This is a genomic window from Mycobacterium sp. NGS57 (assembly GCF_059812405.1).
Window position 1 is genome coordinate 109701 of the sequence record NZ_JCALCP010000006.1, and the last position, 13511, is coordinate 123211.

A 13511-nucleotide genomic window follows, 5' to 3' on the forward strand; every position below is an offset into this window, starting at 1 on the left:
GGCTACGCAGTCTGCGCGGACAGCTTCCGGTATTCCAGGACGGTGTCGATGATCCCGTAGTCCTTGGCCTCTTCGGCGGTCAGGATCTTGTCCCGGTCGGTGTCCTTGCGGATGACCGACGCGTCCTTGCCGGTGTGGCGGGCCAGCGTCGTCTCCATCAGCGTGCGCATCCGCTCGATCTCGGCGGCCTGGATTTCCAGGTCGGAGAACTGGCCCTGGATCACGCCGGACAGCGAGGGCTGGTGGATCAGCACCCGCGCGTTGGGCAGCGCCATCCGCTTGCCCGGCGTCCCGGCCGCCAGCAGCACGGCCGCGGCCGAGGCCGCCTGGCCCAGGCATACCGTCTGAATGTCGGCGCGCACGTACTGCATGGTGTCGTAGATCGCCATCAGCGACGTGAACCCGCCGCCGGGCGAGTTGATGTACATGGTGATGTCGCGGTCGGGGTCCAGCGACTCGAGCACCAGCAGTTGGGCCATGATGTCGTTCGCCGACGCGTCGTCGACCTGGACGCCGAGGAAGATGATGCGCTCCTCGAACAGCTTGTTGTACGGGTTCGACTCCTTGACGCCGAAGCTGGAGTGCTCGATGAACGACGGCAGGATGTAGCGCGCCTGGGGCTGGATCTGGGGGTGCTGGGCGTTCACTGGGCTTCTCCGTTGGTGATCGTGGCGGCGCGGGTGATGATGTGGTCGACGAACCCGTATTCCAGGGCTTCCGGGGCGGTGAACCAGCGGTCGCGGTCCGAGTCCGCCTCGATGCGCTCGATCGGCTGGCCGGTGAATTCGGCGTTGAGCCGGAACATCTCCTTCTTGATGACGGCGAATTGCTCGGCCTGGATGGCGATGTCGGCCGCGCTACCGGTCACCCCGCCCAGCGGCTGATGCATCAGGATGCGCGCGTGCGGCAGCGCGTAGCGCTTGCCCTTGGTGCCGGCCGCCAGCAGGAATTCGCCCATCGAGGCGGCCATGCCCATCGCGTAGGTGGCGATGTCGCAGGGCGCCAGGACCATCGTGTCGTAGATCGCCATCCCGGCGCTGATCGATCCGCCGGGCGAGTTGATGTACAGCGAGATGTCCTTGGTGGAGTCCTCGGCGGCGAGCAGCAGGATCTGCGCGCACAGCCGATTGGCGATTTCGTCGCTCACCTCCGAGCCCAGGAAGATGATGCGCTCGGAGAGCAACCGCTCATAGACCGAGTCGGTGAGGTTGAGACCCTGCGAATTCACACGCATGTCAGTCACGACTGGGTTACCTGCTTTCTGGAGTTCTTCTCTGCACCGACCCTAACCAACCCAACCCGCCGTGTGGCGGCCACGCACCCCGCGTTCGCTCACAGCGTCATCGACGGGGTCACTCCGCGTCCTCGGCCTGGTCTGTCGGCTCGGCCTCGCCGGCCTCCGTGCCCGAGTCGTCGGCCTCCGCGCGGGGGCCGAAGAACTCGCTCGTGTCGATGGCGTTGCCGTCGGTGTCGGTGACCGTTGCGGCGTGGACCACCGCGGCGATGGCCAGCCCGCGGCGCACGTCGGCGAACATGGCCGGCAGCTGGTTGTTCTCCTGCAGATAGCCCAGCAGCTGCTGGGGCTCGATGCCGTACTGCCGCGACGTCATCATCAGGCGTTCGGTCAGGTCCTCCTGGCCGACCTGGATGTCCCGGTCGTCGGCCACCGCATCGAGCAACAGCTGCCGCTTGACGTCCGACTCGGCGGCGTTTTGCGCGTCGACCTCGAACTGCTGGCGCGACTTGCCCTGCTCGCGCAGCGCCTCGGCGAACTTGGCCTCGTCGTGCTCGAAGCTGTGCAGCGCGTTGTGCACCGCGCCGTCGACCTGCGCCTTGACAATCGCCTCCGGCAACGGCACGTCGACCTGCTCGAGAAGCGCGTCGAGGGCGGCGTCGCGGATCTGCTCGGCCTGCTGCGCGCGCTTGACCTGACCCACCTGGTCGCGCAGGTTGGACCGCAGCTCGTCGATGGTGTCGAATTCGCTGGCCAACTGGGCGAACTCGTCGTCGGGCTCGGGCAGTTCGCGTTCCTTGATCGACCGGACGGTGACGGTGACCTGCGCGTCCTTCCCGGCGTGCTCGCCGGTCGCCAACTGCGCGGTGAATTCTTTGGACTCGTCGACGGACAGGCCGACGAGCGCGTCATCGAGGCCCGCGATCAGCCGGCCCGAACCGACCTCGTGGGACAACCCCTCGGCGGCGGCGTTGGGCACCTCCTCGCCGTCGACGGTGGCAGACAGGTCGATCGAGACGAAGTCGCCCAGGGCCACCGGCCGGTCCACCCCGGTCAGGGTGCCGAACCGGCCGCGCAGCGACTCCAACTCGGCATCGACGTCCTCGTCGCTGACCGCGACGGGGTCCACCGAGACCTTCAGCGCGCTCAGGTCCGGAAGGTCGATCTTGGGGCGGACGTCGACCTCGGCGGTGAACGCCAGCTCCTCGCCGTACTCCTTCTTGGTGACCTCGATGTCGGGCTGGCCGAGCGGCTGGACTTCCGACTCCGCGACCGCCTGCCCGTACCGGGCGGGCAGCGCCTCGCTGACGACCTGGTCGAGCATCGCCTCCCGGCCGAAGCGGGCCTCGAGCAGCTTGGCCGGTGCCTTGCCGGGCCGGAAGCCGGGCAGCCGCACCTGCTTGGCCAGCTCCTTGTAGGCCCGCTGGAAATCGGGCTCCAGTTCGGTGAACGGCACCTCCACGTTGATGCGCACCCGGGTGGGGCTCAACTGTTCGACGCTGCTCTTCACGGGTGTGCTCCTCGGTAATCGTTACTGGCGGTCTGGTCGGGGTGACAGGATTTGAACCTGCGGCCTTCCGCTCCCAAAGCGGATGCGCTACCAAGCTGCGCTACACCCCGCGCTGACCACGCGATCCTACGGCCCGGTAAAAGCGGATTGGCCGCTGGCTCGGCGGGCACCTGGCAAGACCTCTTGCACCTCACGGGGCGATAACGAACCCGCTTCGATTAGATTTGATGTTCGTCGCCAGATACAGTCGCGCTCGACTAATACATGCGGGCGTAGCTCAATGGTAGAGCCCTAGTCTTCCAAACTAGCTACGCGGGTTCGATTCCCGTCGCCCGCTCCGGCTAGCCAGATGCTCGACAGAAAGGCGCGATGAGCGACGTCGACATTCACGGCTCGTGCGTGGGGGGCTTCGAAGGAGTACGAGAGGCGTTCGCGCGCAACTTCGAGCTGGGCAGCGAGGTCGGCGCGGCCGTCGCGGTGTGGGTCGACGGAGACCTCGTCGTCAACCTCTGGGGCGGTGCTGCCAACGCCGCCGGCACCCGGCCCTGGCAACAAAACACCCTGACGACCGTGTTGTCCGGCACCAAGGGGCTGTCCGCCACCTGCATGCACCAGCTCGCCGACCGCGGCGAGGTCGACCTGCAGGCGCCGGTGTCGCGCTACTGGCCCGAGTTCGCACAGGCGGGCAAGGAGGCCATCACGCTGGCCATGGTGATGGGCCACCGGTCCGGCGTCATCGGGCCGCGCACCCGGATGAGCTGGGAGGCGGTCGCCGACTGGGAATACGTCTGCGAGCAGTTGGCGGCCGCGGAGCCCTGGTGGGAACCGGGCACCGCGCAGGGCTACCACATGACCACCTTCGGCTTCATCGTCGGCGAGGTCTTCCGCCGCGTCACCGGCCGCACCATCGGCCAGTACCTGCGCACCGAGATCGCCGAGCCGATCGGCGCCGACGTCCACATCGGGCTGCCCCGGCACGAGCAGCGCCGCTGCGCCGAGCGGGTCAACAAGCCGCACGCCCGCGATTTGCTGGCCGAGGTCAATGCCCCCGGCTACCCCACCACGCTGACCGAGCATCCCAAGGCGGCGCTGTCCATTTCGATGGGATTCGCCCCGGACGACGAACTGGGCTCCCACGACCTGCAGCTGTGGCGCGAACTCGAGTTCCCCGGCACCAACGGCCAGGTCTCGGCGCTGGGCTTGGCGACCTTCTACAACGCGCTCGCGCAGGAGAAGCTGCTGAGCCGCGAGCACATGGATCTGGTCCGCGTGTCCCAGGGCGGCTTCGACACCGACCTGGTGCTGGGACCGCGGGTCGCCGATCACGGCTGGGGGCTGGGCTACATGCTCAACCAGCGCGGCGTCAACGGCCCCAATCGCCGGATCTTCGGGCACGGCGGCCTGGGTGGGTCGTTCGGCTTCGTCGACCTCGAGCACCGCATCGGTTACGCGTACGTGGCGAATCGCTTCGACGCCACCAAGGCCAACGCCGACCCGCGCAGCGTCGCCCTGAGCGACCAGGTCTACGCCGCGCTGGGCGTCGACGTCACGCCGCGGGGTTAGTGGCCCCCGCCACCTCCGCCGCCCCCGCCGCCGCCGGGTCCACCGCCGCCGCCGGGTCCACCGCCGCCGGGACCGCCTCCGCCGGGTCCGCCGGGACCTGGCCCGCCCGGGCCGGGTCCCATGTCTCCGCCGGGGCCCCACCCCGGACCGGGCCCGGGTCCATTGCAATACGGCCCGTTCCCTGGATTCCAGTTGTTGCCCGGGTTACAGGGGTAGTTCGGGAATGGCGTCAGTTGCGTTGAAGCGTCGCTCGCGGCAGCCGGTCCGGCCAGGCCAAGCCCTGCCGAAATAAGGACAGCCCCGACGACACGCACAGATTTCTTCATGTCGGGTTTGGTACCCGACCCAGCCGTGACGAAACGAGCGTCGGCGCACGAAACTTACTTCTGGCAGCTGGGGCACCAGAACACGTTGCGGCCCTCGAGCACCTGGGTGCGGATCGGTTCTCCGCACAGCCGGCACGCCTCGCCCGCGCGCCGGTAGACGTAGGTCCGCGGCCGGTCGGGCCGGTACGACGGCGCGCCGTGGTCGTGTTCGGGCAGCACCACGACGATCTTGCCGCCGCGCAGACCGACCTTCATCAACGCCACCAGGTCCGTCCATGCCGCGCCGAACTCCGCCTCACCGATCCCCCGCCCCGGCCGGAACGGATCGATGCGGTGGCGGAACAGCAACTCGCTGCGGTAGACGTTGCCGACGCCCGCCATGACGGTCTGGTCCATCAGTAGCGCACCAATGTGCCTGCGCGACTTGGTAATTCGGGCCCACGCCCAGGACGGGTCGGCGTCGCTGCGCAGCGGATCGGGGCCGAGCCGGGCCAGCACGGCGCTGACCTGTCCCTCGTCGATGACTTCGCACACCGTCGGGCCGCGCAGGTCGGTGCCGTAGTCGGCCCCGACCATCCGCATCCGCACCTGCCCGACCGGCTCGGGCAGCCCGGCGCCGTCAACGTGCGGCCACTCGGTGAAGGCGCCGTAGAGCCCGAGGTGCACGTGCACGATCGGACCGCCGGCGTAGTGATGGAACAGGTGCTTGCCCCACACGCTGGTCCGCCGCAGCACCCGGCCGTCCACCACGGCCGCCGGCTCCGCGAACCGGCCCTGCGGGCTGGACACCCGCACCGGGGCCCCACCGAAACGGCGTTGGTGCAGCCGGGCCAGCCGGTGCAGGGTATGCCCTTCGGGCACGCCCGGCCCCTCAGGCCGCGCCGCCGGGCACCGGCGGCGCTTGGTGGGTGCGTTCGTATTCGGCCAGGATGTCGATACGCCTTTGGTGGCGTTCGGCTTTCGACCACGGCGTGCTCAGGAAGGCGTCGACGATCGCCAGCGCCTCGGCCGTGGTGTGCATGCGTCCGCCGATGCCGATCAACTGTGCGTTGTTGTGTTCGCGCGCCAGGGTCGCCGTCTCGATGCTCCAGCCCAGCGCGCAGCGCGCCCCGGGAACCTTGTTGGCCGCGATCTGCTCACCGTTGCCCGACCCACCCAGCACGATGCCCAGGCTGTCCGGGTCGGCCACCGTGCGCGTCGCGGTGGCGATGCAGAACGCCGGATAGTCGTCGTCGGGGTCGTAGCCGAAGGCGCCGCAGTCGATCGGCTCGTGCCCGGATTCCTTGAGGTGCTCGATGATCTGCTGCTTGAGCTCGTAGCCGGCGTGGTCGGAACCCAGGTAGACGCGCATGCCGGATATTCTGCCTCGGCGGAGCTAGTCGAATTCCGGCGCCTCGGTGCGGGTCCGCTTGAGTTCGAAGAAGTGCGGGTAGGCCGCGAACGTCACCGACGCGTCCCACAGCTTGCCCGCTTCCTCGCCGCGCGGGATCTTCGAAAGCACCGGGCCGAAGAACGCCACCCCGTTGACGTGGATGGTCGGCGTGCCGACGTCCTCACCGACCGCGTCCATCCCGGCATGGTGGCTCTTGCGCAGCGCGTCGTCGTACGCCTCGCTCTCGGCGGCGGCGGCCAGCTCCGCCGGCAGGCCGGCGTCGGCGAGCGACAGCTTGATGACCTCCTCGAGCTCCTTGTTGCCCTCGTTGTGAATCCGGGTGCCCATGGCGGTGTACAGCGCGGCCAGCGCGTCGGCGCCGTGGGCCTGCTCGGCGGCGATCGCCACGCGCACCGGTCCCCACGCCCGCTTCATGTTCTCGCGGTATTTCTCGGGCAGGTCTTCGCGGTTCTCGTTGAGGACCGCCAGGCTCATCACGTGAAAGTGCACGTCGATGTCGCGGACTTTTTCCACCTCGAGGATCCAGCGCGACGTGATCCAGCACCACGGGCACAACGGATCGAACCAGAAATCGGCTTGGTTTTTCACGGCGGCCTTCTCGGGCATGGCGCGGTCCTCTCTGGGAAAGTCACAAACGGTCACAACACCGTCCTGCACAACCGTAGTCACGGGGCGCGTGTTCCCGCTCTGCGGCGCCACCCCGGCACGCTTTAAGTTGGACGCGTGGCCCTTCCTAACCTCACCCGGGACCAGGCCGTCGAACGCGCCGCCCTGATCACCGTCGACAACTACCGCATCGACCTCGACGTCACGGCCGGCGAGCGGACCTTCCGGTCCACCACCACCGTGGTGTTCGACGCGCTGCCCGGTGCCGACACGGTCATCGACCTCGCCGCCGACACCATCCGCGGCGCCACGCTCAATGGCCGCGAGCTCGACGTGTCCGGCTACGACGAATCGACCGGCATCCCGCTGCGCGCGCTGGAAAAGCGCAACGTCCTCGTCGTCGACGCCGACTGCCGCTACTCCAACACCGGCGAGGGCCTGCACCGCTTCGTCGACCCGGTGGACGACGAGACCTATTTGTATTCGCAATTCGAAACCGCCGACGCCAAGCGCATGTTCGCCTGCTTCGACCAGCCCGACCTCAAGGCGACGTTCGACGTGCGGGTGACCGCGCCCACGCACTGGAAGGTGATCTCCAACGGCGCCAATGTGTCGGTGTCCGATGCGGATGGGGCCGCTCTGCACACATTCGCCACCACCCCGCGGATGAGCACCTACCTGGTGGCCCTCATCGCCGGCCCCTACGCCGAGTGGAAAGACACCTACGCCGACGAGCACGGCGAGATCCCGCTGGGCATCTACTGCCGGGCCTCGCTGGCCCAACACATGGACGCCGAGCGGTTGTTCACCCAGACCAAACAGGGATTCGGCTTCTACCACAAGCACTTTGGGCTGCCCTACGCGTTCGGCAAGTACGACCAGCTGTTCGTCCCCGAATTCAACGCCGGCGCAATGGAAAACGCCGGGGCGGTGACCTTCCTCGAGGACTACGTGTTTCGCAGCAAGGTCACCCGGGCCTCCTACGAGCGGCGCGCCGAGACGGTGCTGCACGAGATGGCGCACATGTGGTTCGGCGACCTGGTGACCATGCGGTGGTGGGACGACCTGTGGCTCAACGAGTCGTTCGCGACGTTCGCGTCGGTGCTGTGCCAAAGCGAGGCAACCGAATTCACCGAGGCGTGGACGACGTTCGCCACGGTGGAGAAGTCGTGGGCGTACCGGCAGGATCAGTTGCCGTCGACGCACCCGATCGCCGCCGAGATCCCCGACCTGGCCGCCGTCGAGGTGAACTTCGACGGAATCACCTACGCCAAGGGCGCTTCGGTGCTCAAGCAGCTCGTCGCCTACGTCGGGCTGGAGCACTTCCTGGCCGGACTGCGCGACTATTTCCGCGCACACGCGTACGACAACGCCACCTTCGGCGATCTGATCGTCGCGCTGGAGCAGGCGTCCGGCCGCGACCTGTCCGGCTGGGGGCAGCAGTGGCTGAAGACCACCGGGTTGAACACGTTGCGGCCCGACTTCGACACCGAAGGCTCGGGCGCGGACGCCAATTTCACCCGGTTCGCGGTGACGCAGAGCGGCGCCGAGCCCGGTGCGGGCGAAACGCGGGTGCACCGGTTGGCGGTAGGCATCTACGACGAGGATGGGTCCGGCAAGCTGGTGCGGGTGCACCGCGAGGAGCTCGACGTCGAAGGGCCGCGGACGGAAGTGCCTGCGCTGGTTGGGGTTTCGCGGGGCAAGCTGATCCTGGTCAACGACGACGACCTGACCTACTGCTCGCTGCGGCTGGACGGCCGGTCGCTGCAGACCGCGCTGGAGCGCATCGCCGACATCGCCGAGCCGTTGCCGCGCTCGCTGGTGTGGTCGGCGGCGTGGGAGATGACCCGCGAGGCCGAGCTGCGCGCCCGCGACTTCGTGGCGCTGGTCGCCGGCGGCGTGCAGGCCGAAACCGAGGTCGGGGTGGCGCAACGCCTGCTGATGCAGGCGCAGACGGCGCTGACGTCGTATGCCGAGCCCGGCTGGGCGCGCGAGCACGGCTGGCCGCAATTCGCCGACCGGCTGCTCGAGCTGGCGCGCGCGGCGCAACCCGGATCGGATCACCAGCTCGCGTTCGTCAACGCGCTGTGCTCGTCGGTGTTGTCGACCCGGCACGTCACGGCGCTGGCCGACCTCCTCGATCGCGGCCCGGCAGACCTCGGGCTGGCCGGCCTTCAGATCGATACCGACCTGCGCTGGCGCCTCGTGACCGCACTGGCCGCCGCCGGCGAGATCGACGCCGACGGGCCCGCGACGCCGTTCATCGACGCCGAGGTGCAGCGCGACCCGACCGCCGCCGGCAAGCGGCACGGCGCGCAGGCCGCCGCGGCGCGCCCGCAGCTGCCGGTCAAGGAGACGGCGTGGACCACGGTGGTCGAGGACGACACCCTGGCCAACATCACCGCCCGCTCGATCATCGCGGGCATCGCGCCCCCGGGACAGCACGAGCTGCTCGAGCCGTTCACCGCGCGCTACTTCGAGGCGATCGCCGGGGTGTGGGCGCGGCGCTCCAGCGAGGTCGCCCAGACGGTGGTGATCGGGCTCTACCCGCACTGGGACATCAGCGAGGCCGGCATCGCGGCGGCCGACGCGTTCCTGAGCGACCCCGAGATTCCGCCGGCGCTGCGGCGGCTGGTGGTCGAGGGCCAGGCCGGCGTGCAGCGGGCGTTGCGCGCCCGCACGTTCGACACGGCCTGATCGAGCCTGCACTCAGCGCGCGAAAATCGCGCTCTCGACGCTCTGGAGGCAGTCTCGGCGAGTTAGGCCGGGGAGATGCCGGAGCTGAGCACGCGAATCGCGCTCACCAGCCCGTCGACCAGGTGGCCCTGCTCGAAAGCCGACGCGGCCGCCGCCACTCCGAGCGGGGCGGCCGACTCGGCGCCGCGGCCCCGCACCGCCGAGCCGTAGACCACCTCGATGACGCTCTGGTCCGGCGAGACCGCGAGCAGCACCGCGTTGTCGGGCGTGGGCACCTTGGCCAGGATCTCGCGGGCCCGCGCGGCGGTGTCGCTGCCCAGGTCCCCGAGATAGACGGCGAACCGCGCCCGCGACTGTCGCGAGCCGTACTTCAGCGCGTCGTCGATGGCGACGAGGTCGCTGGTCGGAAACGGGTAGTGCACCGACAGCTCGCCGGGCTCGGTGACCCCCGAGACCCGTCCGCTGGTGGTGATCACCGAACCCCTGGGCAGCTCGCTGGGCTCGATCGTCGCGACCTCACCACGTGCCACTTGCGCCACCTCCCACCGAGAACTCCGACGTGCCGTGTCCGTGCGCGCCGCCGACGGCTTCGTCGGTGGCCGCCCACAGGATCGGCGGGTGGGTCCATTTCTCCGACATCTTGTAGGTGGCGGGGTGCGGGCCCTTGTGCGACCAGATCAGCGTCGCCAGCACGGCCACGATCAGCAGCGGGATTCCGATGAAGTAGAGGTGAATCTGCAGAAGGCTCACGACGCAAACCGTATCCCAACGATCAGGCCGCGCCCTCACCGAGGTAGCGGGCCCACGCGGGGTCGAGTTCCTTGACCGTCGACAGCAACCGCCAGTGCTGTCCGGTCGGCGGCAGCGGCGCCCGGCGCAGCGCCCAGCCGAGCTCGGTGAGCAGCTTGTCGCCCTTGCGGTGGTTGCAGGTCGAGCAGCAGGCGACGCAGTTCTCCCAGCTGTGGTCGCCGCCGCGGCTGCGGGGCACCACGTGGTCGACGGTGTCGGCCTTGGCCCCGCAGTAGGCGCAGCAGAACCGGTCGCGGTGCATGAGCGCGGCGCGAGTCATCGGCACCCGCGCCCGGTACGGGACCCGCACGTAGGACCGCAGCTGGATCACCGACGGCACCACGATCGACCTGGTCGCCGAGTGAATGACCGGCCCGGCCGGGTCGTCGTGCACCACGTCTGCCTTGCCGCAGATCACCATGACGATGGCCCGCCGCATCGGCAGCGCGGTCAGCGGCTCGTAGGTGGAATTGAGCAGCAGCACCCGTCGGCGGCTCCAGATCGATGTGCTGTCGTGGCGGGTGGGCGGATGGCCATCGACGCTCGGCGTGGGGCGGTGGGAAACGCTATGCAGGGGTGACGCGGTTGCGGGCCCGGTCAACCCTGCCGCGGCACCGGAACTGCGGTGGCTGCGGCGTCTCTTGCCTTGCGCCATGGATCCTCCGCGGATAGTCCACCATGATTCGGCGCCGATCGCACCCTTATTGCTGGTGCGAGGCGTGTCGATCGGATGAACAAGGCGATGCACCACAATGGAGGCGATGAATCAGGTGAGCTTCTACGATGCCGTCGGCGGCGCCGAGACCTTCGATGCGATCGTGTCGCGCTTTTACGCGCAGGTCCCCGACGACGAGATATTGCGTGAGCTCTATCCCGAAGACGACCTGGCCGGCGCCGAGGAGCGGCTGCGGATGTTCCTCGAGCAGTACTGGGGCGGCCCGCGCACCTACTCCGAGCGGCGCGGGCATCCGCGGTTGCGGATGCGGCATGCCCCCTTTCGGATCACCCCCCTCGAGCGCGACGCCTGGCTGCGGTGCATGCACACCGCCGTCGCGTCCATCGACTCGCGCACGCTGGACGACGAGCATCGCCGCGAGTTGCTCGACTACCTGGAGATGGCGGCGGACTCCCTGGTCAACGCGACGTTTTGATGCCGAGCAGCATGAGTTCCGAGCCCTGGTGGACGAGCGCGATCTTCTACCAGGTGTATCCGCGCTCGTTCGCCGACAGCGACGGCGACGGGGTCGGTGACCTGGACGGGCTGACGGCCCGGCTGGATCACCTGCAACATCTGGGCGTCGACGCCATCTGGCTCAACCCGGTCACCGTCTCGCCCATGGCCGACCACGGCTACGACGTCGCCGATCCCCGCGACATCGACCCACTCTTCGGCGGACTGGCCGCGTTCGAGCGGCTTGTCGACGAGGCACACCGGCGGGGCATCAGGGTCACGATGGACGTGGTGCCCAACCACACCAGCTCGCAGCACCCCTGGTTCGTGGCGGCGCTGGCCGCCGGGCCGGGCAGCGACGCGCGGGGCCGCTACTACTTCCGCGACGGCCGCGGCCCCGCCGGGGAGCGGCCGCCGAACAATTGGCTGTCGGTGTTCGGCGGGCCGGCGTGGACCCGGGTGGTCGAACCCGACGGCAATCCCGGCCAGTGGTACCTGCACCTGTTCGATGCCGAGCAACCCGATCTGAACTGGGAGCACCCGGACGTCTTCGACGATTTCGAGAAGACGCTGCGGTTCTGGCTGGAACGCGGCGCGGACGGCTTCCGCATCGACGTGGCGCACGGGATGGCCAAGCCGGCCGACCTGCCGGACGCGCCGGAGGGCCTGGCCAAGATCCTGCGCCACACCGATGACGACCCGCGGTTCAATCACCCGAGCGTGCACGAGATCCATCGCGGCATCCGCGCGGTGATCGACGACTACCCCTCGGCGGTGACCATCGGTGAGGTGTGGGTCACCGACAACGCCCGCTGGGCGGAGTACCTGCGGCCCGACGAACTGCACCTCGGCTTCAACTTTCGCCTCGCCCAAATCGACTTCGACGCAAGCGAAATCCGCGACGCGATCACCAATTCGCTGGCCGCCACCGCCATCGAGAACGCCACCCCGACCTGGACGCTGTCCAACCACGACGTGGGCCGCGAGGTCAGCCGCTACGGCGGCGGGGAGCTCGGGCTGCGCCGGGCGCGGGCCATGTTTCTGCTGATGCTGGCCCTGCCGGGCGCGGTGTTCATCTACAACGGCGAGGAGTTGGGCCTGCCCGACGTGGACCTGCCCGAGGAGGTGCTGCAGGACCCGACGTGGGAACGGTCCGGACACACCGAGCGCGGCCGCGACCGGTGCCGGGTCCCGATCCCGTGGTCGGGCGAGGCTCCCCCGTTCGGGTTCTCCAGCAGCGCGGACACCTGGTTGCCGATGCCCACGGACTGGGCCGCGCTGACCGTAAAGACGCAGCGCGACGACCCCTCCTCCACCTTGTCCTTTTTCCGGCGGGCACTCGAAATCCGCAGGGAGCGCGCCGAATTCGCGGGGACCGACATCGAGTGGCGGAAGGCGCCCCGCGGCGCGGTCATGTTCCGGCGCGGCGGCGGGGGGCTGGTGTGCGCGCTCAACGCCGGCCGCCGCCCGATGACGTTGCCGCCGGGGGACCTGATCCTGGCCAGCGCGCCATTGGTCGACGGCAAGCTGCCGCCGGACGCGGCGGCCTGGCTGGTCTGAGCGCGTCAGCTCAGCACGAGCGCGGCGTGGCCGCGGCGGCGATACACCGAGCCGAACCTGGCGTCGATCCGCAGCCAGGACGGCAGGATCCGGACCCGGACCGCCTCACCGGCGGCGATCGCGTCCGGTGACTGCGGCAGGAAACCCATTGCGGTCAAGGCGAACACGCAGCGCATGGGCAGCCCGACGCTCACGTCTCCCGCGCTGACCCGGATTACCTCCTGGTCGAGCAGCGAGGCCGGCGGGCCGTGCGCGCTGCCGTGCTCCTTGGCGAGTCGCCCACCCTGCTGCGCCAGATCCAGGATCACCCGGGCGGGCACGTCGTCGAGGTGGGCGAAGCCGGCTTCCGGCGGCAGCACCGCCTGCCACGTGGAGTCCATCGCGAAGCCCGGCTCGACGTAGCCCGAGGCGTCGGCGGTGGGCAGGCCGCGCGCCAGCGCATCGGCGGCCACCGTCAGGTCGTCGGGCCGCACCGTGCCGGCCACCACCCGACTGGCCAGCACGTCGAAACCTGTTGCCACCCAGGCGCTCAGCAGCCCCGCGGAGCGCGCACGCAGCCGGATGACCGCGGCATCGTCCAGCCGCATCGCGTGATCGACGAACGCGGCCAGGTCCCTGCGGTGCGCGGCGTCGGGCAGCCACAGCCCGCGCTCTGCCGTGAT

The 13511-nt window shown here is 69.3% G+C and carries 15 protein-coding genes and 2 tRNA genes; 5 read left to right on the forward strand and 12 right to left on the reverse strand.

The genetic code is table 11. The features are described from left to right. Window positions 1-2 precede the first annotated feature (2 nt). The 4 genes from clpP2 to AC5Y43_RS13205 all read right to left on the reverse strand — a co-directional run bounded on the left by clpP2 (window position 3) and on the right by AC5Y43_RS13205 (window position 2854). A complete protein-coding gene (gene clpP2, locus AC5Y43_RS13190; protein WP_499961379.1) occupies window positions 3-647 on the reverse strand; it encodes an ATP-dependent CLP protease proteolytic subunit ClpP2 in 645 nt (214 codons plus the stop codon). Continuing rightward, complete coding sequence (clpP1, locus tag AC5Y43_RS13195; protein WP_499973421.1) at window positions 644-1234, reverse strand: ATP-dependent CLP protease proteolytic subunit ClpP1; 591 nt, start codon at window positions 1232-1234, stop codon at window positions 644-646. The genes clpP2 and clpP1 overlap by 4 nt, the downstream gene beginning before the upstream one ends. Before the next feature lie 118 nt (window positions 1235-1352). After that, window positions 1353-2744 (reverse strand): trigger factor, encoded by a 1392-nt coding sequence (gene tig, locus AC5Y43_RS13200; RefSeq protein WP_499973023.1) that lies wholly within the window; start codon window positions 2742-2744, stop codon window positions 1353-1355. Window positions 2745-2777: 33 nt separating this feature from the next. Then, window positions 2778-2854: transfer RNA gene (locus AC5Y43_RS13205), tRNA-Pro, on the reverse strand. 156 nt (window positions 2855-3010) lie between these two features. Between AC5Y43_RS13205 and AC5Y43_RS13210 the strand changes: the two genes are divergently transcribed. Further along, window positions 3011-3081 (forward strand) — tRNA-Gly (locus AC5Y43_RS13210). Between the two features lie 32 nt (window positions 3082-3113). Beyond that, window positions 3114-4307 (forward strand): serine hydrolase domain-containing protein, encoded by a 1194-nt coding sequence (locus AC5Y43_RS13215; protein ID WP_499973024.1) that lies wholly within the window; start codon window positions 3114-3116, stop codon window positions 4305-4307. Here AC5Y43_RS13215 and AC5Y43_RS13220 read toward each other — a convergent pair. The 4 genes from AC5Y43_RS13220 to AC5Y43_RS13235 form a co-directional block, all read right to left on the reverse strand. Beyond that, window positions 4291-4470: a hypothetical protein gene (locus AC5Y43_RS13220; RefSeq protein ID WP_499973026.1), complete on the reverse strand. Its 180-nt coding sequence runs from the start codon at window positions 4468-4470 to the stop codon at window positions 4291-4293. The two genes, AC5Y43_RS13215 and AC5Y43_RS13220, sit on opposite strands and share 17 nt — an antisense overlap. Window positions 4471-4687: 217 nt before the next feature. Further along, window positions 4688-5494: an Fpg/Nei family DNA glycosylase gene (locus AC5Y43_RS13225; RefSeq protein ID WP_499973028.1), complete on the reverse strand. Its 807-nt coding sequence runs from the start codon at window positions 5492-5494 to the stop codon at window positions 4688-4690. A 10-nt stretch (window positions 5495-5504) separates the two neighbouring features. After that, a complete protein-coding gene (locus AC5Y43_RS13230; protein ID WP_499973030.1) occupies window positions 5505-5984 on the reverse strand; it encodes a ribose-5-phosphate isomerase in 480 nt (159 codons plus the stop codon). A 24-nt stretch (window positions 5985-6008) separates the two neighbouring features. Further along, the gene (locus tag AC5Y43_RS13235) at window positions 6009-6632 is read right to left on the reverse strand and encodes an Rv2466c family mycothiol-dependent reductase (protein WP_499973032.1); all 624 of its coding nucleotides are present in this window, start codon (window positions 6630-6632) and stop codon (window positions 6009-6011) included. Between the two features lie 117 nt (window positions 6633-6749). Between AC5Y43_RS13235 and pepN the strand changes: the two genes are divergently transcribed. Further along, window positions 6750-9329: an aminopeptidase N gene (pepN, locus tag AC5Y43_RS13240; RefSeq protein ID WP_499973033.1), complete on the forward strand. Its 2580-nt coding sequence runs from the start codon at window positions 6750-6752 to the stop codon at window positions 9327-9329. A 62-nt stretch (window positions 9330-9391) separates the two neighbouring features. On the opposite strand, the gene AC5Y43_RS13245 is transcribed toward pepN, so the two are convergent. From AC5Y43_RS13245 to AC5Y43_RS13255, 3 genes are read right to left on the reverse strand one after another with little or no spacing between them, the layout of a single operon-like run. Further along, window positions 9392-9859 carry a DUF5130 domain-containing protein gene (locus AC5Y43_RS13245; RefSeq protein WP_499973035.1) on the reverse strand — a complete coding sequence of 156 codons (468 nt, stop codon included), beginning with the start codon at window positions 9857-9859 and terminating at the stop codon, window positions 9392-9394. Further along, window positions 9846-10070, reverse strand: a complete 225-nt coding sequence (gene ctaJ, locus AC5Y43_RS13250) for an aa3-type cytochrome oxidase subunit CtaJ (RefSeq protein WP_499973424.1) — start codon at window positions 10068-10070, stop codon at window positions 9846-9848. The genes AC5Y43_RS13245 and ctaJ overlap by 14 nt, the downstream gene beginning before the upstream one ends. Before the next feature lie 31 nt (window positions 10071-10101). Continuing rightward, window positions 10102-10773: an HNH endonuclease gene (locus tag AC5Y43_RS13255; RefSeq protein WP_499973037.1), complete on the reverse strand. Its 672-nt coding sequence runs from the start codon at window positions 10771-10773 to the stop codon at window positions 10102-10104. 106 nt (window positions 10774-10879) lie between these two features. On the opposite strand from AC5Y43_RS13255, the gene AC5Y43_RS13260 reads away from it, so the two are divergent. Both AC5Y43_RS13260 and AC5Y43_RS13265 read left to right on the forward strand, forming a co-directional pair. Next, window positions 10880-11269 (forward strand): globin, encoded by a 390-nt coding sequence (locus AC5Y43_RS13260; RefSeq protein WP_499973039.1) that lies wholly within the window; start codon window positions 10880-10882, stop codon window positions 11267-11269. Window positions 11270-11280: 11 nt separating this feature from the next. Continuing rightward, on the forward strand, window positions 11281-12849 hold the full coding sequence (locus tag AC5Y43_RS13265; RefSeq protein WP_499973042.1) for a glycoside hydrolase family 13 protein: 1569 nt from the start codon (window positions 11281-11283) through the stop codon (window positions 12847-12849). A 5-nt stretch (window positions 12850-12854) separates the two neighbouring features. Here the strand turns inward: AC5Y43_RS13265 and AC5Y43_RS13270 are convergent, their stop codons facing one another. Next, window positions 12855-13511 (reverse strand): DUF8010 domain-containing protein, encoded by a 657-nt coding sequence (locus AC5Y43_RS13270; protein ID WP_499973425.1) that lies wholly within the window; start codon window positions 13509-13511, stop codon window positions 12855-12857.